Below are 21,661 nucleotides of genomic sequence, written 5' to 3' on the forward strand. Positions count from 1 at the left end.
GGTGAGTACGCGTGACTGACGCCGATTCGGACCGCGCTCGCGGGACGCTGGACAGGCTGGCCGACCGGCTACTGGACGCCTCCGTGGGCGAGCGCGTCGCGATTGCGACCGCGTCGACCGGACTCGCACTGCTCATCGGGCTGGTGGTGGTGGCGCTCGCGGGGTACGACTCGATGGCGTTCCTGGAGAACGTCGCGGTCGGCGCGTTCGGCGACGCCAACGCGCTGGCGCGGACGCTGAAGTTCACGACCCTGTTCGTCCTCACCGGGGTCGCCGTGGCAATCGCGTTCCGCGCCGGGGTGTTCAACATCGGCGTCCAGGGACAGTTCGTCGTCGGCGGGTTCGCCACTGTGGTCACGATACTGTGGCTGGCACCGCTGCTCCCCACCGGTGCCACCGGCGGCGTGCTGTTGATGCTGCTCGGGACCGCCGCGGGCGTCGTCGCTGGCGGCGCGTACGCCGCGATTCCGGGCGTGTTGAAGGCCTACGGCGACGCCAACGAGATCGTCACGACCATCATGTTGAACTTCATCGCGACCGGCGTCGTGGGCTACTTCGTCGACGGGCCGTTTCGCGGCGAGGGCAACCGCGCCCCGAACACGGCCCGGATTCCGGAGTACGTCTCGCTACCACGGCTCGTCTTCGACGTGCCCGACTTCTCGGTCGTCGGGCTGGCGGTGACGCTCGCGGTCGTCGTCGCCGTCGCCTGGGTCCTGGCTCGGACGCGGTTCGGCTACGAGATGGTCACCAGCGGTCATCAGGTGGCCGCGGCGACCTTCTCGGGGGTGAACGCCAGGCAGACAGTCGTCGCGACGATGACGCTCTCCGGCATGGTCGCCGGGGTCGCCGGCGCGCTCTTCGCGATTATGATTCAGGGGTATTACAGCGACCCCGCGGGCATCGGAACCTACGGCTTCGACGCCATCGCGGTGAGCCTGCTCGCGGCCAACAACCCGCTGGGCGTCCTCCCGGCCGGCCTGTTGTTCGGCGGTCTCGATTCGGCGGGGAGCCACCTGCGGATCAACAGCGACGTACCGGTCCAGCTGATCGATGGAATCATCGGACTGGTCGTCCTGTTCGTCGCGGCCCCCGAACTGTTCCGCATGGCTGCCGTGCGACTCGGGCTGGGAGGTGAGGACTGATGGACCTCGCCGACAGCGGGACCCAGCGCCGACTCGGAGCGGCGGTCGCGTCAGTCGCCCTGGCCATCGCCGTCGCGCTCGCGCTGGACTGGCCGCTCGCCGACATCGTGACCGTCGGCTTCGTCGAGCGGGCGCTCCAGGCCGCCACCCCAATCGCACTGGCGGCGCTCGGCGGGCTCTACGCCGAGCGAAGCGGCGTGTTCAACATCGGCCTCGAAGGGTTCATGATATTCGGGGCGGCCAACACCGGCGCGCTCGTCTGGCTCATCGGCGGCGAGTCGCCCACCCAGGCGGACCTGTGGCTCGCCATGGCCCTGGCGGTCGCGCTCAGCGCCGTCTACACCGTCCTCTTCGCCGTTCTCCTCATCCGCTACAAGGCGAACCAGATTGTCGCCGGGCTGGCCGTCTGGTTCGTCGGGCTCGGCTTCGGCCCGTTCACCGCGGTGCTCGTCTGGGGCAACCGGAACAGTCCGGGCCTGGTGAGCGTCGAAGACGTGACCGTTCCGGTCCTCGCCGACGTCCCGGTCCTCGGACCGATTCTCTTCGACACCTCGCCGCTGGTGTTGTTCACGATAGTCCTCGCCGTCGCCGCGTGGGTGTTCCTGTATCGGACGCGCTACGGCTTCTGGCTGCAGGCCGCGGGCGAGAACCCCGAGGCGCTCGACACCGCGGGCGTCGACGTGAACCGCGTCCGGTACGCCGCGGTGATATTCTCGGGGGTGATGGCTGGATTCGCCGGAGCCGTCTTGCTCGCTCACGCGGGGTCGTTCACCGGCACCGGCCAGACGATGGTCAACGGCCGCGGCTGGATCGGTATCGTCGCCTACCTGTTCGGCAACTACAACCCCCTCGGCGCGGCCGCCGCCGCGCTGCTGTTCGGCGGGCTGGACATGCTTCAGATACAGTTCCAGACGGTCGGCATCGAGTTCCCGAACCGACTGGTCAATCTGTTTCCCTACGCGGCCGTCGTCCTGGTCCTCACCGTCTGGGGCTCGACGCGGATGCCCAGTGCCCTCGGCGAGGCCTACGAAAGCGACGACTGAGTGCGCTTGCTCGACTGGCGACCGAATCCCGCGTTCGGGGCGACCCGTCCGAATTCGGGGCTCGAACACTGGAGTCGGTCGGAATATAGGGGGCTCCGTGGTTCGCGTGACAATCACACCGCACAGTGAGCACCGGCGGAGCGATAGCCACTATTAATTCATCACCAGATACTTTCCAAAAACTAATATCGGTAGCTACGAGGAAAAGCTGACATGGAGAAGTCCCGACGAAGCGTCCTGCGTACCTGTACCCTGACTGGAATCGGTGCACTCACTGGCTGTTTGCGATTCAATACTGGTGAGTCCGCCCAGACCAGCACACAATCTAACACCGATGAATCTACTCAGACCGGTACGCCAGCAAACACGGACGAATCTACTCAGACCGGTACGCAATCCAGTACTGGCGAGTCCGCCCGGACCAGTGTTTCGGATAACTTGGAGACCCCGGATTTACGGTACCGCTTCGAGGGGGACCTCGCTGCTACGACCGGTGACCACGACCTCTCAGGAGCGGGAGTCTCGTATGTAGATGGCCCGGAGGGGTCCCTGGCCGCTTCCTGGGCGGGATACGCGTCTACTGAGTTCGAAGCAATCGGGTCCGCAGAACCGCTGACATTCTGCTATTGGATGCGAGACAGCGGCACGCAATCGACGTGGGATGACGACCTCATCTGGCGCATCACCAGCGACGACGGCGACGCTGTCGGGGCGTTTTGCGATACGGACGGGGAACCGTTCCTCTTTACTTCGGGCTCCAATACACTGGACGAGAGCGAGACAAGCGTCCTCGATAGCGAGTGGCACCACATCGCGTTCGTCTATCAGCAGCGCAGGAACCGAATGCAACTCTATGTGGACGGGAGCCGGGATTATGCCATTGAGTACGACGACGACTTGAGTGGCATGGACGCCACTACCCTTATGTTCGGAAACGTCAGTGACGGTGGTTTCAAGCAGTACGATGGGGAAATCGACGATTTTCGCCTGTATCGACGGGCGCTCAGTGCTGCCGAAATCAGACAAATCGCCGGCGCTGAGCAGTGAACACCGCGTGATGGTGACAGAGAACAGTGAGGCGGCCGGATTTGGCGGTTCGAACATCGGGTCGTGAACAGAACACGGCGTCAGTTCCGACCCCGAGTGGGGTGCCTGACAGTACGACCTCCCCGGAGAGCGTTCGGCGTGGGGAGATACCTTTTGATACCCCGTCCCGAAGTGTCTGTATGGAAGACATTCGCTCGATACGGATGAGTACGGAAGAACGGAACGACTTCTTAGGGAACGGTGGGACGGGTGTTATTTCGTTCGACTCGCCCGACGATGGCCCCCCGTACACCCGGCCAATTTCCTATGGCTACGACGCGAGTACGGGGAACTTCTACTTCCGGCTGGCTGTCGAGTCCGAGGACGCCGACAAGAGCGAACTCATCGACGAAGGACGAGAGATTTCGTTCGTTACGTACGACGAAACCGACCGCGGGTGGCGAAGTGTCGTCGCAACCGGCAGATTGGACGAAATCACGAACTCTGGACTCGACCCCGAAGTCGCCGAGGCGATGCAGCAAGTACGAATTCCGTTCGTGGACCTGTACGACAGTCACCCCCTCACAGTGGAGTTTCGCTTCTTCCGGCTCAGTCCCGGACGAGTTTCTGGTCGGAAAGAAACTGGAGCGGATGAGTGAGTCGCTCGAAGGGGGTTCACGGACTCGTTGAGATACTGCGTGGTTATCCGAGTCCGATTTCCTTGTGACGCTTGTACAGATACGCGACACCGGCAGGAATCGTGATTAGCTGTACGGCCGAAACCACAAACGAACCCAGGTGCAGTATGGCGACACCGACCCACAGCATCCGGTTCGGTATCCAGTCCCCCTCTTTCCGACGGAGTGCCCTGGCATCGAGATAGAGGCACAACGAGTACAGTGGGGCCAGGAGGCTCCCGAGTAGAACGGTCGCTGCCACCGAGAGCAAAGAGAACAAGAATAGCAGGCCGGTCTCTGGACCGGAGGGCACGAGGCTTGGTGGCGAACCGGCCTGTGGTTCGCTCACAAACCGAAGCACACCGTACGAGACCTGTACTATCGCAAAAACTCCGATGAAGAACGCGACCCCGTACCACCATCGCGAATCCGAGGGACTACTGGAGGACTGGCCGGGCGACTTTTCTGACATCGGCTATGTGGAAGACCACATTCTGGCGGGACATGTACATTGTGGAACGGGACTGCTACTCGATACCACGCTCATTACAGCCCCCTAAATTCAGCGCGGGCCTCTCGACAGAATCACAGTACGTTCTCGAAGCCAGTGAGTTACCGACACTGGGGACAATGCCACCGCAATCGGTGACTGGTTTTATCTATGGATATCTGTGTAGCTGTCCGGGACTCACCGGTCGACGACGCAAATTCGGAACCGGTCGACGGTCGAACGAAATGGACCGAGACGGGGCTCTCAGAGGTGGGTCGTAGAACGCGTTTGAGCCGACTATTCCGTCGAATTAATTGAGACGGGCGCTGAGGGCGCTCGTTCGACTGGTGAACGAATCCCCTTGTTGGGCGTGAGGCGTCCGAATTCGCGAGTTCTAGGAGACACCGAAAAACACAGTAATCTGTGTGTACATAGGTTTCTGTATGCCCAGTATCACGGTCAACGTGGACGACGACCTCAAAGAGCGAATGGAGAGCCACCCGGAGATCAACTGGAGCGAGGTCACGCGACAGGCCATAGAAGAAAAAATCGAGGCGCTCGAAGTAATGAACGAACTCACCAGTGAGAGCGCGCTCACCGAGAGCGACGTACAGGAAATCGCTGACAAAATAAACGAGAGTGGACGGAAGCGCGTTGACGAGGAGTCGGTGTAGACACGACAAATGAAGCTGGTCATCGACGCCAACGTCGTCATCTCTGCGCTCATCGCTGATTCGAAAACGCGAGAACTTATCGTCACACTCGAACCCGACCTTCTGACACCTGCATTCGTCCACGACGAAATCGAGGACTACGAGGAGCTAATCGCCGAAAAGTCCGGGATGGAGCCGGACCGAGTGACACAATTCATGGACCTCTTGTTCCAGTATATCGAAGTTGTTCCTGCTGACGACTTCTACCAAGCTATCGAACGGGCTAAGAAAGCAATCGGTGACACCGACCCGGACGATGTTCTCTATCTGGCGTGTGCGATTGCCAGCGATGCGGCTATCTGGAGCGATGATTCAGACTTCGACGAACAGAATCTGGTCGAGACATACTCAACGACCGACGTGATCAACTCGTTCGACACCCGCTAAACGTGTTATTGAATTTCTCAGCTGCGCGCAGTAGAGATGGAGAGAAATTACCGAGAGGCAAAAGCTCTGTTCCAGACCGTTCGATTAGCGAACGAAAGTAACCAAGAAAATAGATTAGATTTGGAGTGTAGAAGGTTTGAAGTCCGCGAATTCGACTGTATTAGCTGATACGGGCGCTGAGGGCGCTCGTTCGTGCGGCGAGCGAATCCCTTGTTGGGCTTCTGGTATCCGATTTCAGAGGGTTGAGAAACGGATAGTTGTCAGCCTCTCGGTTGGTTTTCAGGCGCATGCTGCATACAGAGCGCATACCGGGCGCTAATATTCAATTTATCACAATGGTTGGATTGGTACGCACAATCAACAAATTCCGCACCATGCGGACCGAAACGGATATTCTGACAAACGATGAATATTATAATATGGCAATCAACATCTCAATCTTAACCGTCGTAGCCGCGTTTGCCGGCGCAGCACTCGGTGCATTGGTACAATTCGCTTGGCAGGTCTACACCCGACATAAAAAACGTAACAACCTCCGTCGTTCATTACAGGCGGAGCTCAAGTCAATGGAAAATATTAGCAAATATGAATTATCAAAAATTAACGATAAAAAGGGGATGTCTTACTTACTGTTACAGACCGCAGTATACGAGAATAACACCGACTCAATCGGCTTACTCTCGGAACCCGAGATTGAAAAAGTTCTAACATTCTATTCTCATGCAATGTATACCCAAAACCAACTGGAGAACGCCGCACGGTCACATGATATGGACGAGACAGACGTCATTGACGATGTGGAAACGTTGAAACAGAACTGGTCAGAGGCATATGACGCTGTAGATAGAAATCCCTCTTTTCTAAGCCACTTGTCCAAAAACGTGATTGGTGACAACTGATTTTAAATGGCACGGATACATCATGGTTGGCCCACCACAGAAGATGTGCAACGAACGGCACTCGCTTGCTGACTACAACCTCTAAGTCTTGCACGCCACTTTTGACAGCTTCTGGAGACATTAAACCGGACGTGCAAGGTACAGGGTGCGAATGCAGCACGCCGTCCTAACAGAATCCAGAGTACTACCGAGCGTTTCTCAAAGAACAGCTTCACCGATCGACTAAAACAGCAATGAGCTGTAACCTCTCAATTGAGACCACCAGAGGCTACTTTGTGACACAACCGAGGACTTATCAGAACGTTCTATAATTAGTAGAAAAGATGTCATCTCGAACTGAGACCGTCAACAAAAAAGTAAATAATTTCCAGTCATACGTCCGTCCGGCCGAGGAACCGCATCGAACGATTCCTGAAATCTTGGGTCGAGAAACGAGAGAGCGCACCTGGCACGATCTACTGGCGTATTTCCTTCGACCAACGAACGGGCATGGGTTAGGAACGGACCCACTAGCAGAGTTTCTTAAGACGGTCAGGAGGAATACAGCGATCGATCCATTGGGAGGAGACCTCGAAACCGTCCGTGTCGATACAGAGGTCCAAACTGGCGAGGAAGATCGGGTCGATATCTTTCTAACACAAGAAGAGCAGTGGTTCCTATGTCTTGAACTCAAGGTACGCTCTGCCGAACACACGGGACAGACGGCTGCATATGTCGACACTGAGTATATCGGGACTCGTTTGAAAACCGACTATCCAGCGGAAGCACATCACTATCTCTACTTGACAGTAGACGATACGGACGCGCCTACTGCAGCAGCATTCGAACACCTCACTTGGGACAGGTTGCTTAGTGCATGGGAGACACTGCTTCCAGAGTATATGGATTCGGGTCGGTATCCAAATCGTGGAGTTGCACAGTTCGCCGAGTTTCTCGCTCTCATGCGCGCCGAGGTGAGCGATCCGTTGGAGGGGTTGGAGTCTTATTACACCGATGTGCAAGCTGCCAAACGAGCGCACGAGGACCTAGCTCGCGCGTTAGCGGAAAGGCTGAGAGCTGGCGTTCGACAGCCGGCGTCCGAACGACAGGCGCTCCGTATCCGTACCAAAAGCGGTCGGTTTCCACAGTTCACCGAGGGTAGGTACAATCGTATCGAAATCGACAAACCACCTTGGCAGGCTGGCCGATCGAAGCCCACGGTGTGTATCGAACTGAACTTCCACCTCAGGCCGCATGTTGGTCCTGGAGAGGTCCAACACTCTCCGTCAGTAGCAGTCAACTTGGACATTCGCGGTGGGCAAAAGCTGAAGCAAGACTTACGAACGGCTTTCAGAAATCGAGTCGATAAATCCGAATACCAACCTAAGGGATTCGGTGAGCCACACACCAACACGAAGTGGCACTTCCTGACGACGGAGGTCGTTCTCGACGAAGTTGACGATCCTGTGGAAGCTATCCTCGACAAATTCGAGGTCCTTTATGAATTTGAAACGGTGATTGACAAGATTGTTAGGACAGTCCCGGAATCCTGATATCTCCCCTAAGATATTCGCTCTCCTTTCTAAGGAATTGGATTCTTCGCGTGTACTGAGGGGCTACGGGTGTGGATGCATCCGTTATGCCGACGATTACTGGTGGAAACACTAATTCACCGACAATTATGATCTTCGAAAAAGCAGCCGATTTGATCGCAAAGGGCCGAGACAACCGGCCTCAACCGTGCGTGAAATCTGCTCATCCGGAGTACTGCGCCGACGTGGCCAACCTGTTGCCTCTCAGCAAGACACACCACGCAGCGTTCGACAGGGCGCTGTTTACGATCGATCGAGAGTATCGGCTTCGTGCGAACCCGTCGTTCGAGACGGACAGTGACCTTTTACAGCGGACGATTCTCAACCGGGAGGGGAACAGACCTCAATCCCGGCTGAGAGTCTGCACCCACAGTACGTCGCACAGCACAATGCGGCGCTTGAGTGGGTGTGAGTTAGCGTTCACAACCTAGTGAGAGGATTGTAGACGTCCCTTTGAAGCACAGAGACCCAGTCCAGCATGAACTGAGAGGCAGCAACGGTGATTACTGCTCATGGAGACGAATTCGAGCGCAGAGCGAAACGAGCTGTGCAATGTCATCTCGGAGAACCCGCACACGGATCGCCTCCTGATCGTTCTCACGAGGCTGCAGACGGGTCAATGACAGCCCAACCCACTCGCCACGCGTTCGTTCGACAGCACACACCACCCTCTGGTGCCCGATCTCGAACGCATGTGACCACACGGATTCCCGTCCGGACCTATTCGGAGTCCGCTCTGAGACAGCGAGAAGCTCAGTCACGATTGCGACTACGAGGTCAGTGACCATTGGCGCAACTCTCCTATTTACTGATATATTGAATTGCTGTCCCTGTCGTCGATTCCTGAGAGACAGTTGACGGGGAGTGCCATCAGGACGCATCAAAAACCCGAGTTCAAATCCGTCTCGCTTACCACCCCGAAACCATTCCGAGAGATGGCAATCACGGTCACTCGAAGCCGCGTTCTGTTGGTACTGCCGCACACGTGCCTGCAAATCCTGGTCGGACTCACGGCGTTCGAGTTCATATTCGAGGAGTGTCCGAATCAACTCTTCCGTCGCGGTATCGGTAGGCGATAGAGATAGCGAAATGTCGCGTTCTAGTGACCAGGTCGCGGTCTCTAGACTCAGTTCACTTGCCTCTCCGGTGTCGTCATCTGAATCCGGGTCAGCAAAGGCAGCGAGCGATTGTTGACCGATTTGCTTATCATTGAGGTGCGGGAGGATTTCCCGTTCAGTCAAGCTGAGACTGGGAGACACAGTCGCTGATAGAGACTCGTTTTCTGGTGGGTGTGGGACAGCATACGGCCAGACTGGGAATGGGTCAGTCAGGTGGACGTCATCGAAGTCTGGTGAGTCTCCATCGTAATCACGCTCGTCGAGCCACATCACACTGAAGCCGTTCTGCAGGTAATCCTCAGTCGTGTTGAGAATGGACTTTTGCGAATGGCGATACTGAACTTCGACAGCAATTCCTCGTCCAAGTGGATGCCTTGGTTCAGTAAACAGGACGCAGACATCGGCCCGGCGTTCTCCTGTGCCAACTGTGTGTTCAATCCTAGTTTCTGCGGCCGGATAGTTCCCGAGGAGTTTCTCGGCAGCGATGTGTTTCATTTCGATGTGTGCAGCCGACTCACCGCTGCAGTTCGACCCGTCTGGCGGGGAGACATCCGGCGGGTGCCAGAAATGGCGAGCAATCGCTTCGCCAGCCCGAACTCCCATCTCCCCGTCACAGCGTGGACACCGAACAACCGCCGAATCACCGACCTCAAGTGGAAGAACCGGCCGGTCGTTTTGCAGTCCGATGAATGGCATCGCTCAATCCTGAAGCTGTTCAAGCGCTGCTCGGAGGAGACTGCTCGCAGCAGGCCGGTGTAGCGGCTCATTCTGATTCCCACACTGGCTACTCATCAGACAGGCTGGACAGCCGATATCACGCCCACAACTACACGCTTCGATCCGCTCCAGCGTCCGTTGCGTAACGGCCTCGAAATTCTCGTAGATACTGTGGGCGAACCCGACACCACCCTCAACCGCATCGTGAATGAACCACACAGGCGTTCCGAGTTCTGGGTGTCGAAGGGTCGAAAGCCCACCCATATCACTATTGTCTAACCGAAGTTCGAGCGGCGCCATCTTGATCATCCCGTGTTCACCGCCGTGAAGACCGCCGGCGACCGTGTATTCTCGTTCGCCCATCGATGAGAACTCCGCGTCTGATTTCGGCTCAATAAGCGAATCCGAGGGAATGGAGCGCATGACACGGTCCATAATTTCGTTCGGGAACGCAATCCACATCAGTTGCGTCCGCAGTGAGATTGGGTCGAGGTCGATCGGAACCATCGGTTCGACGATTTCACCACTGTACATATCGATGACATTGTATGCGCTGTAATCGATATGCACGGTTCCCATGCCAGCACAGAGTTGATACCCGTTCCCGAGGTCACGCGATTGTGTAATCTCCAGATTTCGAACCCGTTTGTCATGGATAGCCTGGGTATAATTTCGAGTCGTCGTTTCTTCCACTTCGACGAATGGATTATATGTGTCCTCGACGACCCGCTGCACCTCGTACTGGTCACCATCATATAGCACCAGAGCGCCAGGATAGTACTCTCGGTAGACCCGCTCTTTATCAAGCGGTTCCATGTCAATCTCGCCGTCGAGTTGTTTGACGCGGTACTGTTCGTCCGTGGTCGCATACATCGAGATGTCACTCTGGGGCCTGGCTGTTCCATTGTACTGTGCGCCACGGTCCAGGTCGCCCACGATCTGTCCTGCAGCCTCCCACATCTCGACTGCGCGTTTGAGCCGGTCGATCGGTCCAAACCACTGTTTATCCTCCTCCGTCAGTGGTCGTTCGGACGCAGCACAGAGAACGTGTTTTGCGTATACTGAATTATTCGAGAGGTCAACAACTGCGTCTTCGATATTTTCATCCAGAAGATACCCTGGGTTGTCGAGAACATATTGGTCGATCGCGTCTGATTGTGGGACAAATACCGACAGTGAATCGGTGTTACCGCGGCCAGCTCGACCGACACGCTGCCAAAACGACTGTCGTGTTCCAGGGTACCCAGTTAGTACAGTTGCGTCCATCGATCCGATGTCGATCCCGAGTTCGAGCGCACTCGTTGAGATGACACCATCGAGATCACCACCTGCTAACTTGTTTTCGACCGCCCGCCGTTTCTGTTTGCTGAGTCCAGCATGGTACGGAGCGATGTCGACATATTTTCCATCGGGGTGGGATTTCGAGGCGTCAATCGCTCGCTTGACACCGATCTCAGTTCCTTGCCGTGAGCCTGTGAACATCAGGGTCTGGATGTCGTTTTTCCCGAGATGAACGAGGACACCGGCAGCTTCGTCATCTGCATTCCGTCGCATCGACGGCAGGATTTCGTCTGGGTCTAGTTCGCCGACCACACTATCGTCGGTCTCCTGAACAGGGGGTTGCCAGAGGCCGATTTCCCGACGTCCGTGTGGACTCCCATCCTCGTCGATGACCTCGAACTCCGCGCCGGTCAGAGCTGCTGAATGTTCGCCGGGATTTCCGATCGTGGCCGTCGAACAAACCAGTTGAGGGTCTGCTCCATAGTAGTCCAGGAGTCGTCTGAGTCGTCGAATGACCCACGAAACGTGCATTCCATGCACGCCAGTATACGTATGGCATTCGTCGACGACGACGAGCTCACAGTTTTGGAAGATATCGTGCCACTTTGTGTGCGAATCAAGATATTGGTTGATACCCGCAAAATTCGAGATAACGACGTCAACGCGGTCCCTGATGACTCGTTTCCGATCATTTTTTGTATCACCATCATACGTCTCTGCCATCGCATCAATATCCAACTGATCGAACAGGTCGTTGACGGCATTCTCTTGATCAGCGCTCAGCGCTTTCGTCGGGTAGAGAAAGAGCGCACGAGCATCGGGGTTCTGCATCTTCCGAAGGCAGTAGTACAGAGTATAGACCCACGTTTTCCCAGAGGCTGTTGAGGTGGCCACACAGACGTTGTTATCCGCCTTGAGTTCTTCAATTGCTGTCGCTTGGTGGCTGTACAGGTCGGTGTCCAGTTTTGAAGCCAGTGGGTCCGGCAGTACAGTCTCGGCGGGAACATGGTCGGCATCCCGAGCAGTGTCGACGATGCTATCCACCAGCTGTTCATCGTACTCCGGAAATGTCTGTTCGAGCGTTTCAGTGTTCAATACGTCCGCCAGCGACGTGTGTTCCTGACTCATTGTTTAGAAATCACTTAGTGTGCCCTGCGAGCTGGTCTTCGAGGACGAGGACGCAGTCCCCCCATTCCCGCCCCCTCTGCTCATTCGATTAGTCGTGTCCCGAATCGTATCGTAGACGTACGCTAGTGCCCGAACGTCGTTCTCACAGTACCGCTTGTGTCGGTCCCAGTCCAGTTCGGTCGCCTGACAGGGGTTTTCAGCGTACCGCTGGAAGAGCCGCCCGACCTCCGCACCAGTGAGCCCTGTATCGGCCGAATCCCAGCCCAATGCCGGAGCAACATCGTCCAGCTTGTTCGTCACTCCCGGGAGCAGTGCGTTGTTCTCAGAGACCACCCAATCGTAGAGATCGAATTTCCAGGCATCCTGCCAGACAGCCAGATATTCCGGACAGTGTTCTGTGACATGCTCCTCAATCACTGGGAAATCAAACTCCCAGCCATTGTAGGCCACGATTGGACGATTGTCCCCAAATTCACTGAGCCAGGAAAGAAACATCTCGAGCGCTTGTGCTGGGTTGGTGGGGTCGGTCTCAATAAAGGACATATACCGTTCCTCTGGCTCCCTGATCAGTACCCCAATGAGCCAGACCATCGTCGGGTTGAGCCCATCCGTCTCAATGTCGATGAAAATCGGATCCGAGGTTGGCAGACTTGCGTCCGGCGCCTTCCTGACTTCACCCGCTGCCAATACTTGGGCCGATTCGATAATCGTGCGAGCGAGTGAGTCACCGATGCCAGAGAGGTCGGCGATCTCACGAACGGAAGCTGTCGCTAATTCGCCTCTCGAGTGGATACCAGCCTCGCGTAGCGTCTGCAGGCGTGACGCTCCAACCTGTGTTACTGCCCGGAGACCGAAGTCGCCGAGTTTTCTGGTTCGACTCCCAGTGAGCCCGCCTTTTTGTAATTGGAAGTGTGCCACGCCAGCTTGCGTGGTCCCTTGCTGCTCGTTTGCCCCCGGCATCACTCCCTGTACATCAACCCCGTTCCATTCAGCACGGTACGCTGGGTTAGCTCCGATCGATAGGTGAGTGAAGCTCCCCAGTGTACCGTGTTCGGCGAGTGGTGCTCGATACTCCTCAAGCCCCTCAAGGCTCGCTTGCAGATTGATCAGGTCGATAGAAACGGCAAGCTGGTTGGAGAGAACGAACGTCTCGTCTGCATCGTGAGCGCCCTCACGTTCCGCTTGTGCAAGCTCCTCAAGGGTCGCCGGTGTTGCTGCCCAGACCAGCCGAATATCGTCACTTCGAGCAATCTCCAGCGGAGACTGTGGCCGTGCTGGCTGAGTCGCCACGGTCACCGAGTCACCAACTTCTGATTGGAGGAATGGCTCGTGGATGCGCGAGGGTGTAAACAGTACATCTGTGTCGAAGTGCTGAACAATGTCCTGCAGCTGTTCCCCTCGACATTGTTGCATTGCGAAATCTGGGAGCACAGTGAGTCCGATCATGGCCCCAGACCCCCATCTGGACGAACCCCAGAGAGTGAGCAGCACAACGCCGGTAACTCAGCCGACGTCTGGATATACCCACTCATAGGACGTTTCACCTCTGTTCGCCCTCCGCCAGTGCCAGATTGCAGTCGTTGCGGAACCGACAACCCGCACATTGTTTCCAGTGATTGGCACCTGTCGGGTCACCACCATCGCGCCAGAAGGCAGCGTACTGGCGGAGTTGCTTTCCCTGCTCCGGGTCTCGCTTATATCCCAGAGGGTGGCGACGAATATTCGGGTGGATCGTCGACTCATCATCAAGTCGGATCGCGATATCGTCCCCTTCTTCGACCGCTACAAGCATCTGAGCTCTGCTCAGTTCAACGACGTCGAACTTGGATTGTGGATATTTGAGATATCGGGCCGAGAGGTCCGAAACGTCAAATCCAATCCGGTCGAGTAACGACGCATAACACCAGAGAACGAATCGCTCATTGGGAAAGAGTTCGTCGAGATATCGTTCTTTAGTCACACCCCGAACGAGAGTTAGCTGTGTCGGTTGACTGTCGACGAATCGAAGAAAGGTCGGCCGCCCAACGATAATCATACCCACGATTTTGTGAGCGAGGGGCGGATATAATAAAGAGATATCACCAGCCTCGATATCCGTCCAGATATCTCTAAGATCGTATTCTTGCTTCGTTTTAGCCATTGCAGCAACAAGCTCCCCGTGTTGTTCCTGCGCTCGAGCAAGCCGTTCTGGCCGCTCCTCATCAGACCCCTCGGCTCGCTCAAACACGGCTTTCTGTTCACAGTAGCGCTGTGTTTCGAGCGTGTCCAGTGTAATGACGTTATCAGACTCCCCCTTTTTGATGCTCTCGAAGAGATCAAGCTGGTGTCGTGCGATTTCGTCGGTTGGCTTGGAGTTGATCCGTCCGCCATCCATGGTAGGGTTTACACACGCAAAACCCATTAGGGTCCCGTTTGCGAAAAATTGACTGCAGTCTGTCGATTTAGGTATTAATTCTTACACTTCATTTAAGTACTACTCCTTTGGCGACTTCCTGGTACTATATTTCATGTCCGGTTCTGAGCTAATGGTGAGTCGTGTTTACTTGCAGTGCCTGACACGAGTGAGGCTGCCCAGTAATCAGCCGTCAGCCTGACGCAACAGATCCCAAGTTTCCCGGATATCGGCCAGATTCTCCACGGGAACGTACTGATACTGTCACGCCTCAATGGGGAATCGGGTATTCGGGCCGAACTGGTCACGAGCGTTGTCAGTGGGCGTGTAGAATTTGTAGGGATACCCCTGAACGCGGTCGCTAAACTTGAAGACCGATTCGGTGACCACACCGACATCTTTCAGGATACCGAGATGACGGTGGCGACTACGATATCCAAGCAGCTACTCAGAATATTTCGCCAAACTCCGATCCGTATACTCGCGATCTGCGTGGTCGAGTCGAATGAACTGGAACTCGCCCACCGCAATACCCGCCTCTACAGAAAGCGTATCGCGGATGTCACGGGGCAACGTGTGGATATCGATGACCGTCGGTGGCGAACTTCGAAGAGACGGGATTACTCACGCACTCCAGAGGGGTGGCCGATGAAGGCGGTCGGAGATCATGCGAACGTCTCCGAATCGGTATTCTCGATGCACTACGACTCGCGTTCTGAAGAGGAGAAAATGGAGCAGGGGGGAGAATATCTCGATAGTTACTAGCTATTGATGATATCTTTGGGTTCTTGGAAGCTAGTATTCTTCGAGTGTGAGCTCGACACTCTCTGAAAACGTGTCCCCGTTCATAATAATAGTCACAGTGACTTCTCTGGTTTTCCGTTCTTGGCCTTGATATCTGAGTTTGATATCATAGGGCTCGTGCCCTGAACCGGGCACCATCGTTTCTTCAGACAGCGTACCACTACCCTCTTGTGTTCCCCGATATTTCCAATCAACTTCATCTGGGAATTCGATTACTGTATTAAACGATATCTCCTCAGTATTGTTGTTTTCAATATTCACATGAAGTGGACGGGTAGAGTCGAAATCATGGAAGACACTCAGCTCCTCTGGCACAACCGAAATATCAATGGATTGAGCTTGCAGCAGAGCCGGCATGAACTTATTCCAGCTGAGGCCTCCCATTAGTACCACAATAGACCCAGGAACGAGATATCCAAAAAGAATTCCATTACTTAAGTCTATGGGGAATGGTAACGAGGAAGTAGAGAGCACGATTAGATATCCGTCAACGGAAAATGGAAGGAGCTCAATCAATAGCCACATTGAAAGGATGCTCATAAGTAAATATAAGAATAAACCACTTATTCCATATAATGTCCAGCGAGTAGCTTTTTCTAACTGATCTACTTCTGAGAGCTGAAAGTCAGTGGCTCTTCTTAGTGTATACACAGCATTGAATGCCACGATGTGTATGAACACAATTAGTAGGAACAAATGGGCGATGGGGTTCATCACGTACTGAGCGATACTTCTAGCCCCTAGAGACCCAAGAACAGCTACAATCAGACTGATTAGATACTGTATCTCAAATTTCTGGTCCCGGTCCATTCAAATCATACGTCCACGAAGAAATTTTCAAACTCTTCATAAATTAGCTGAAAGCCCTCTTTACGGATCTCGAGGTCACCAGTTCGCCGTCCTTTCTTTTCCACATTCACTCTTCCAATCCCTGATGAAGGCGCGTAACTCACCTGGAAATTGAATCTACGGTTATCATGACGAAATTCACCGCTAATACTAACAATTTTACCTCCTTGGCTTCGCCATCGTCGCACTTCTGGATGCTCAAAGATGTCTGTTCTTCCACCGATAGCAACGTCCTCAAGCTGACCACCACTGAGCAAAAACCGGACAGAATCGATGGTGAGATTGCCATTTGACATAGTTATTCTAATTTATCCTCCAGTGCTTCAACAAATCTCTCTACCTGTTCGTTTGCATCTTCAGAATTAAGGTTTCGATGCCCGACCCCTTCGAAGTCAAATCCTGATTTTTCTAACTTAGACTGAACACTTTTGGCTTTCCCATACTGGTTTGTATCGATTAAAACCCGCATATCGTCTAAATTCACTTCAAAATCTACCGGCTTCACATCTTCTGAAGTTTCTATTTCACCGGTTCGAAAGTTGAAATCTTTCTCAACGTCAATCCGCCAGCGTGTTGCTTCTAACTCGGTTTCAGAAGTATGGCGTACCTGATAACCTTCTTTTTGAATGTGGCCTTCATCATCGAATTGAGCCTCATTTTGCAGTAATTCTTGTTTTAGAGTCTCTATTGACGGAGCTTCGTTGATCTTGCAAATATAGTAGCCAAGGGGACGACCTTCTTCCTGAATTGTTTGCAGTCGATCAACTAATGATTCGTATTCCTCGTCTGTCCACTCTTCTTGGACCAGAGCATCGATTAATTCCTCTGGGTCACGACTCTTTACACCAGTACCTCTTTCGTCAACTATCATCCGGGTTTGATATAGTGGAAATAATCGGAGTATCTCTCTCAAATTAGCCTTGTCCACGGTCATTTCTATTTGATAGATTTGTCCTCTCCTTCATTCTTACTCAATCATTGGCCCTACGCTAATGGATAATTGGTAGTTTGCCCGCTTTTTAATATCTCTTGAAATTGAAGCCCCCAAATCCCCTCGTCAGTAAACTATATTCGCTACACCAAATCGGAAATCATCTGGTTAAGTTGACTGTCTACACGTTCTGGGCGAGCGATGAAGTTGTACATCCAGTCCGTGGAACCGTACAACGAGCAAACCTTCGCCTAGAGGTTGTCCGGTTAATGTCATCGGACTCCAAACTCCCGGCCGAGCTTCAGCGCGTTCTGCAGGATTTTGGTCCTATCGCTCTCGACAAGGGGACAACAAAAATTTTGAGTGGTAAATAGTGTTCATACTTATTGCTGGAGATCGTTTAATCGGAAGCATATCGTGCTGATTAGAATCTCTCAATTCTGCACGACTGGTTTGATAACGTTGGCATCAATTAGTGATTGATTTTCATTGATGCATTAAATCTGGACATACGCGAATCCCATCAATACCAGTTAGACCATCGAACGGGTACCATTGGAACCTCGTGACAGTCCCAAAGTGAGTCTTGGCAAGTTATTGTATGGTATTCGGCGTAAAAAATGAGTTTAGAACCAATTGGACCCGATGAAGCCCTGGAACTGTATCTTGAAGACAAAGGAAACGACGCAAGTCAGGCAACACTCTATTCACACTCATCAAGGCTGGGACACTTCGTGCGGTGGTGTACTCAAAATGAGATTACAAACCTGAACGAACTTACCGGGAGAACACTGCATGAATATCGCATTTGGCGGCGACGAGATGGCGAACTTGCCCCTGTATCAGAGAAGACTCAGATGGATACGCTCAGAGTGTTCATCAGGTGGCTAGAGGCAATCGACGGTGTTCATCAAGATCTGAGTACGAAAGTCCAATCTCCATCGCTTGGAGTGAATGATAACGTCCGAGATGTAATGCTTGAGAAAGAGCGAGCTGATGACCTCATCCGATATCTCGAAACCTACAGGTATGCTTCGTTGACTCACGTGATCATGGCATTTCTATGGCACACAATGATGCGCATTGGCGGCGTTCGGGCGCTTGATTTAGAAGACTACAATCAGAGGGAGCAGTATATCGAAGTACTGCATCGGCCAGAAACCGGTACGCCAATTAAAAATAAAGAGTTCGGTGAACGGATGGTTGCCCTCTCTGGACCGATGTGTACACTCCTTGATGACTGGATTGCCAACCAGCGTCCCCAGACCACCGATGAGTACGATCGAAATCCCTTATTGTCGACAAGCCACGGCCGAATTTCGAAAACTAGTCTGCGTGGACAATGTTACCGTCATACTCGGCCATGTAAGTCTCAGAATGAATGCCCTCACGACCGTGACTTCGACACCTGCGAAGCTTTGAAATCTGATGGGGCGTCGTTGTGTCCATCAAGCGTCAGCCCACATGCTGTTCGGCGAGGGAGTATTACCCATTCATTGAACCAAGATGTTCCTATGGCTGTGATCAGTGACAGAGCTAACGTCTCTTCGAAGGTTCTCGAGAAGCACTATGACCGACGGACCAAGAAAGAAAAAATGGAAAAGAGACGCGAATTTGTCGACGACATGTGATTACTGAAGTCGGAGATTTGCTGAGTTACATACATCAATACAAATTTGACAAGATAATCCGACAAAACTAGTTTATTGATGTGTACCGAATGTAAATCTGAGATATACTGAAGCATGGGACGGATACTATCTGAAAAAGGTGGGCCATCTCCAAAACTAGCCGGTCCTTCTGAGGCAGACAGTATTCCAGAAAAATTTCTAATTGATGGAGAAATTCCAACTTGGGCTAAAGCGACTCACTGGTTCACCTCTTTCGTTGAATATCTTGAAAATGAGTCAGTGGTTGCTCACAAAGCACTGAACTTTGCACCGTTTACTCAACGATGGGCTGGTGCTGCTTGGAGTGAGTTGTATCGGGTTGATCAGAAAGCATGCCGATGGGCAGAGTCAACCGTACTGATTGAGTTCAGCGGATCGTATTGGCTTGATAAGGACTCGAAGGTATTCCTGCCACCCGTTACTTTTCTCACTGCGTTACAATCCTCTAAGTCTGCCCGTCAAAAAGCACTGAGTCGCACTTTGTCTGATTTACCCCGGTGGCAGTCAATTCGGGTAATTGGGGGTGAGGGTCATAATGGATACCCACGGGTTTTCTTGGGACTTTACCTCCCTGTTGAGGTAGACAATAGTTTCTTCGAACCAGTACTTGATGCCCATCTTAACAACTGTCTTTGTGCTTCATTAGAGGCTCACATTTTAGATGATACCGTCAGTATAAATGGGCCGCCATCACACAAGTCTCGTCTTATTCATTCTCTTGGTGACAAAGTACCCGGTCTTAGTTCTGGAAGCGGGATTAGAGCAGAGTCTTGGGAAAAGAGAAAAATCGCTACGGCGTTGCACGCTGGTGGTTGCCGTCCGTACTCTTTTGGTCGTAGTATATAAATATATGATCGATAAGCGATAGACGGCGTGGGGATTGGTTTTCTTGAGTCATAACTTGATTACTTCTAACCACGTTATTGGGTAGTTTTGCTTGTATGAGGTGTTTAGGTTGTTTGAGAAAGTCTGTGCATCCCAGCTGAATACTAGGGTGTACAATTTGACCAATACGGATAGTAGTAGAAACAAGGACTGGAGTTCAAAACCACCGCTCCAGGGGGTTCAAGAGTGACAGATTTCCCCTCACGACAAGGTGGTGCACTACGAGAGACCAGTGAAGCGGGCTCAAGTTCGCTGGAATCTATCCAACCAGAAGAAGCCGTTTCAAAGTTTCTCTCGTACAAAGAACCAGAAATCCGTCCACAAACACTCAAAGAATACAAACGGAAATTAGACCACTTCATTGACTTCTGCAATAGCCAGAGTGTCGAGAATCTCAATCAATTAGATGGGCGAGTGATACAGGGTTTCCGACGATATCGTCGGCTCGAGAGTACAGACCAGAGAGAACCACTCTCCACGAAAACGATGCGGGACGATATGTATCTCTTCAGAGACTTCGTTAAGTACTTAGAGTACATCGAATCAGTCCCATCGGGTCTGAGTGACAAAATCGGCATTCCGGAACTGGGCTGGGGTGAAGGAGTCAGAGATACCAACATTAGCATTGACCGTCTCGAAATGATTCTGGAGCATCTAAGACAATATCAGTATGCCTCTCGGGAACACGTCGTCTGGAAGTTCCATGCGCACACCGGACGTCGACCTGGTGGTCTCTACGCGATAGATTTGACTGACCTATATTTAGACAGTGATGAGCCCTATGTAGAACTCCGGCATCGGCCTGAAGAGACGGAACTGAAAAACGGCTACCGAGGAGAAGGTGAAATCTACCTTTCAGCCGACGCGGCTCAGATTTTCCTAGATTACATCAACCAAAACCGAATTGACGTAACGACGGAAAATGACCGAGAACCGTTTCTGACCTCACGCTACGGTCGTCTCTCTAAGTCAACAATGCGGACATATGTCTACAGATTCAGTCGTCCATGTATCATATCAGGACAATGTCCTCACGATCAAGATATAGAATCATGCCAGGCAGCACAGTCAGATGATGTGGCATCGAAGTGTCCTTCAAGCCGTTCACCCTACGCTCTACGACACGGATACATCACTTCAAAACGTAGTGAGGGGGTTCCAGATCGGTTCATCAGTGGCCGATGTGATGTCAGTCCAGATGTTCTCGAGAAGCACTACGATGAGAGGACTGAGTCAGAAAAACGGGAACTGCGAAAAGAAGTGTTCGACAAAAGCCAGGAAAGCTCGACTGGTGGCTACGCATGAACCGAATACTCTCCGATGTTCTCTCGCTTTGGCCCAATGCACTTAAAAAAGGTAAGATACGCCAAGTCTTGGGAGAGCGTATCTTAGGTCTTATATCAGGTCTGTCCCACAACTTAAAACGTCAGTTCTCCTCTCCGCTATTTATCGCACTGCTCCTTACCCTGACTGCAAGCAAATCACAGAGTAAACTGGATAGCTTTACTCAGTGTGAAACACAGGCGACCGAGTCGCCTCAGGAGTTGGTTCAGGAGAACTCTATGTCCGGGAACGACTCGCATACTCCGCCTAATCCGGAGGGTGGAGGATCTGACTCTACCGCGGATCCCGGTGATGGTCCCAAAGGGATAATCTACGCCCGCGTCAGTTCTGGTGGTCAGCTCAATGGAAACGAAAGAGCTGATGGAAACGGTGAAGACGACGGCAGTATCTCCGGTCAGATTTCCGAGTTAGAAGACCTCGCTGAAAAACAGGGCATTGCTCTCCCCTATGACCCAATCACAGATGAAGCAAAGACTCAGTACCTCACAAAGCCGGTTAGTTAGAACGTCTGCTTGCTGAAGATGTGTCCAAACACCAGCAGCAAGCAGACAGTGAAATCCACGAAGACCAGCTCCTTAACTTCCTCGTCAACCG

At 53.2% G+C, this 21,661-nt stretch carries 20 protein-coding genes; 14 read left to right on the plus strand and 6 right to left on the minus strand.

The genetic code is table 11. From position 1 onward, the window contains the following. The first annotated feature begins 11 nt into the window (after positions 1-11). The 10 genes from VI123_RS07140 to VI123_RS19380 all read left to right on the plus strand — a co-directional run bounded on the left by VI123_RS07140 (position 12) and on the right by VI123_RS19380 (position 9,825). Positions 12-1,142, plus strand: a complete 1,131-nt coding sequence (locus tag VI123_RS07140; RefSeq protein WP_336337330.1) for an ABC transporter permease — start codon at positions 12-14, stop codon at positions 1,140-1,142. After that, positions 1,142-2,185, plus strand: a complete 1,044-nt coding sequence (locus VI123_RS07145; RefSeq protein WP_336337331.1) for an ABC transporter permease — start codon at positions 1,142-1,144, stop codon at positions 2,183-2,185. The genes VI123_RS07140 and VI123_RS07145 overlap by 1 nt, the downstream gene beginning before the upstream one ends. Positions 2,186-2,623: 438 nt before the next feature. Beyond that, on the plus strand, positions 2,624-3,232 hold the full coding sequence (locus VI123_RS07150) for a LamG domain-containing protein (protein WP_336337332.1): 609 nt from the start codon (positions 2,624-2,626) through the stop codon (positions 3,230-3,232). 179 nt (positions 3,233-3,411) lie between these two features. Beyond that, complete coding sequence (locus VI123_RS07155; protein WP_336337333.1) at positions 3,412-3,870, plus strand: pyridoxamine 5'-phosphate oxidase family protein; 459 nt, start codon at positions 3,412-3,414, stop codon at positions 3,868-3,870. 951 nt (positions 3,871-4,821) lie between these two features. Next, the gene (locus tag VI123_RS07160; RefSeq protein WP_336337334.1) at positions 4,822-5,052 is read left to right on the plus strand and encodes a hypothetical protein; all 231 of its coding nucleotides are present in this window, start codon (positions 4,822-4,824) and stop codon (positions 5,050-5,052) included. A 9-nt stretch (positions 5,053-5,061) separates the two neighbouring features. Next, on the plus strand, positions 5,062-5,478 hold the full coding sequence (locus VI123_RS07165; protein ID WP_336337335.1) for a PIN domain-containing protein: 417 nt from the start codon (positions 5,062-5,064) through the stop codon (positions 5,476-5,478). A 419-nt stretch (positions 5,479-5,897) separates the two neighbouring features. After that, positions 5,898-6,377, plus strand: a complete 480-nt coding sequence (locus VI123_RS07170; protein ID WP_336337336.1) for a hypothetical protein — start codon at positions 5,898-5,900, stop codon at positions 6,375-6,377. A gap of 323 nt (positions 6,378-6,700) precedes the next feature. Continuing rightward, entirely contained in the window at positions 6,701-7,909 is a 1,209-nt protein-coding gene (locus tag VI123_RS07175; protein ID WP_336337337.1) for a PD-(D/E)XK nuclease family protein, read from the plus strand. 224 nt (positions 7,910-8,133) lie between these two features. Next, on the plus strand, positions 8,134-8,379 hold the full coding sequence (locus VI123_RS07180; RefSeq protein WP_407066990.1) for an HNH endonuclease: 246 nt from the start codon (positions 8,134-8,136) through the stop codon (positions 8,377-8,379). Between the two features lie 1,014 nt (positions 8,380-9,393). Then, entirely contained in the window at positions 9,394-9,825 is a 432-nt protein-coding gene (locus tag VI123_RS19380) for a hypothetical protein (protein WP_336337338.1), read from the plus strand. Here VI123_RS19380 and VI123_RS07190 read toward each other — a convergent pair. The 6 genes from VI123_RS07190 to VI123_RS07215 all read right to left on the minus strand — a co-directional run bounded on the left by VI123_RS07190 (position 9,766) and on the right by VI123_RS07215 (position 17,108). Continuing rightward, positions 9,766-12,192 carry a DEAD/DEAH box helicase gene (locus VI123_RS07190; RefSeq protein ID WP_336337339.1) on the minus strand — a complete coding sequence of 809 codons (2,427 nt, stop codon included), beginning with the start codon at positions 12,190-12,192 and terminating at the stop codon, positions 9,766-9,768. The two genes, VI123_RS19380 and VI123_RS07190, sit on opposite strands and share 60 nt — an antisense overlap. Positions 12,193-12,195: 3 nt before the next feature. Next, on the minus strand, positions 12,196-13,638 hold the full coding sequence (locus VI123_RS07195) for a ribonuclease H-like domain-containing protein (protein ID WP_336337340.1): 1,443 nt from the start codon (positions 13,636-13,638) through the stop codon (positions 12,196-12,198). Between the two features lie 94 nt (positions 13,639-13,732). Beyond that, positions 13,733-14,566 carry a hypothetical protein gene (locus tag VI123_RS07200; protein ID WP_336337341.1) on the minus strand — a complete coding sequence of 278 codons (834 nt, stop codon included), beginning with the start codon at positions 14,564-14,566 and terminating at the stop codon, positions 13,733-13,735. Positions 14,567-15,379: 813 nt separating this feature from the next. Continuing rightward, the gene (locus tag VI123_RS07205; protein WP_336337342.1) at positions 15,380-16,198 is read right to left on the minus strand and encodes a hypothetical protein; all 819 of its coding nucleotides are present in this window, start codon (positions 16,196-16,198) and stop codon (positions 15,380-15,382) included. Positions 16,199-16,203: 5 nt separating this feature from the next. Beyond that, positions 16,204-16,533, minus strand: coding sequence for a hypothetical protein (locus VI123_RS07210; RefSeq protein ID WP_336337343.1), 330 nt, complete (start codon positions 16,531-16,533; stop codon positions 16,204-16,206). A 2-nt stretch (positions 16,534-16,535) separates the two neighbouring features. Further along, positions 16,536-17,108, minus strand: coding sequence for a hypothetical protein (locus VI123_RS07215; RefSeq protein WP_336337344.1), 573 nt, complete (start codon positions 17,106-17,108; stop codon positions 16,536-16,538). Between the two features lie 1,034 nt (positions 17,109-18,142). Between VI123_RS07215 and VI123_RS07220 the strand changes: the two genes are divergently transcribed. The 4 genes from VI123_RS07220 to VI123_RS07235 all read left to right on the plus strand — a co-directional run bounded on the left by VI123_RS07220 (position 18,143) and on the right by VI123_RS07235 (position 21,570). Further along, positions 18,143-18,799: a site-specific integrase gene (locus tag VI123_RS07220; RefSeq protein WP_336337345.1), complete on the plus strand. Its 657-nt coding sequence runs from the start codon at positions 18,143-18,145 to the stop codon at positions 18,797-18,799. Positions 18,800-18,913: 114 nt separating this feature from the next. Then, positions 18,914-19,684, plus strand: coding sequence for a hypothetical protein (locus VI123_RS07225; RefSeq protein WP_336337346.1), 771 nt, complete (start codon positions 18,914-18,916; stop codon positions 19,682-19,684). Between the two features lie 225 nt (positions 19,685-19,909). After that, a complete protein-coding gene (locus VI123_RS07230; RefSeq protein WP_336337347.1) occupies positions 19,910-21,028 on the plus strand; it encodes a tyrosine-type recombinase/integrase in 1,119 nt (372 codons plus the stop codon). Further along, positions 21,025-21,570, plus strand: a complete 546-nt coding sequence (locus VI123_RS07235) for a recombinase family protein (RefSeq protein ID WP_336337348.1) — start codon at positions 21,025-21,027, stop codon at positions 21,568-21,570. The genes VI123_RS07230 and VI123_RS07235 overlap by 4 nt, the downstream gene beginning before the upstream one ends. The last annotated feature ends 91 nt before the right edge of the window (positions 21,571-21,661 follow it).

The sequence above is a fragment of the Haloarcula sp. DT43 genome (assembly GCF_037078405.1).
Classification (GTDB): Archaea; Halobacteriota; Halobacteria; order Halobacteriales; family Haloarculaceae; genus Haloarcula; species Haloarcula brevis.

Excerpts from the sequence above, each read along its gene's own strand:
- VI123_RS07145 (WP_336337331.1), top strand. The coding sequence starts at position 1,142 with ATGGACCTCGCCGACAGCGGGACCCAGCGCCGACTCGGAGCGGCGGTC.
- VI123_RS07155 (WP_336337333.1), top strand. The coding sequence starts at position 3,412 with ATGGAAGACATTCGCTCGATACGGATGAGTACGGAAGAACGGAACGAC.
- VI123_RS07160 (WP_336337334.1), top strand. The coding sequence starts at position 4,822 with ATGCCCAGTATCACGGTCAACGTGGACGACGACCTCAAAGAGCGAATG.
- VI123_RS07165 (WP_336337335.1), top strand. The coding sequence starts at position 5,062 with ATGAAGCTGGTCATCGACGCCAACGTCGTCATCTCTGCGCTCATCGCT.
- VI123_RS07170 (WP_336337336.1), top strand. The coding sequence starts at position 5,898 with ATGGCAATCAACATCTCAATCTTAACCGTCGTAGCCGCGTTTGCCGGC.
- VI123_RS07175 (WP_336337337.1), top strand. The coding sequence starts at position 6,701 with ATGTCATCTCGAACTGAGACCGTCAACAAAAAAGTAAATAATTTCCAG.
- VI123_RS19380 (WP_336337338.1), top strand. The coding sequence starts at position 9,394 with ATGGCGATACTGAACTTCGACAGCAATTCCTCGTCCAAGTGGATGCCT.
- VI123_RS07190 (WP_336337339.1), bottom strand. The coding sequence starts at position 12,192 with ATGAGTCAGGAACACACGTCGCTGGCGGACGTATTGAACACTGAAACG.
- VI123_RS07195 (WP_336337340.1), bottom strand. The coding sequence starts at position 13,638 with ATGATCGGACTCACTGTGCTCCCAGATTTCGCAATGCAACAATGTCGA.
- VI123_RS07200 (WP_336337341.1), bottom strand. The coding sequence starts at position 14,566 with ATGGATGGCGGACGGATCAACTCCAAGCCAACCGACGAAATCGCACGA.
- VI123_RS07205 (WP_336337342.1), bottom strand. The coding sequence starts at position 16,198 with ATGGACCGGGACCAGAAATTTGAGATACAGTATCTAATCAGTCTGATT.
- VI123_RS07210 (WP_336337343.1), bottom strand. The coding sequence starts at position 16,533 with ATGTCAAATGGCAATCTCACCATCGATTCTGTCCGGTTTTTGCTCAGT.
- VI123_RS07215 (WP_336337344.1), bottom strand. The coding sequence starts at position 17,108 with ATGATAGTTGACGAAAGAGGTACTGGTGTAAAGAGTCGTGACCCAGAG.
- VI123_RS07220 (WP_336337345.1), top strand. The coding sequence starts at position 18,143 with ATGCTTGAGAAAGAGCGAGCTGATGACCTCATCCGATATCTCGAAACC.
- VI123_RS07225 (WP_336337346.1), top strand. The coding sequence starts at position 18,914 with ATGGGACGGATACTATCTGAAAAAGGTGGGCCATCTCCAAAACTAGCC.
- VI123_RS07235 (WP_336337348.1), top strand. The coding sequence starts at position 21,025 with ATGAACCGAATACTCTCCGATGTTCTCTCGCTTTGGCCCAATGCACTT.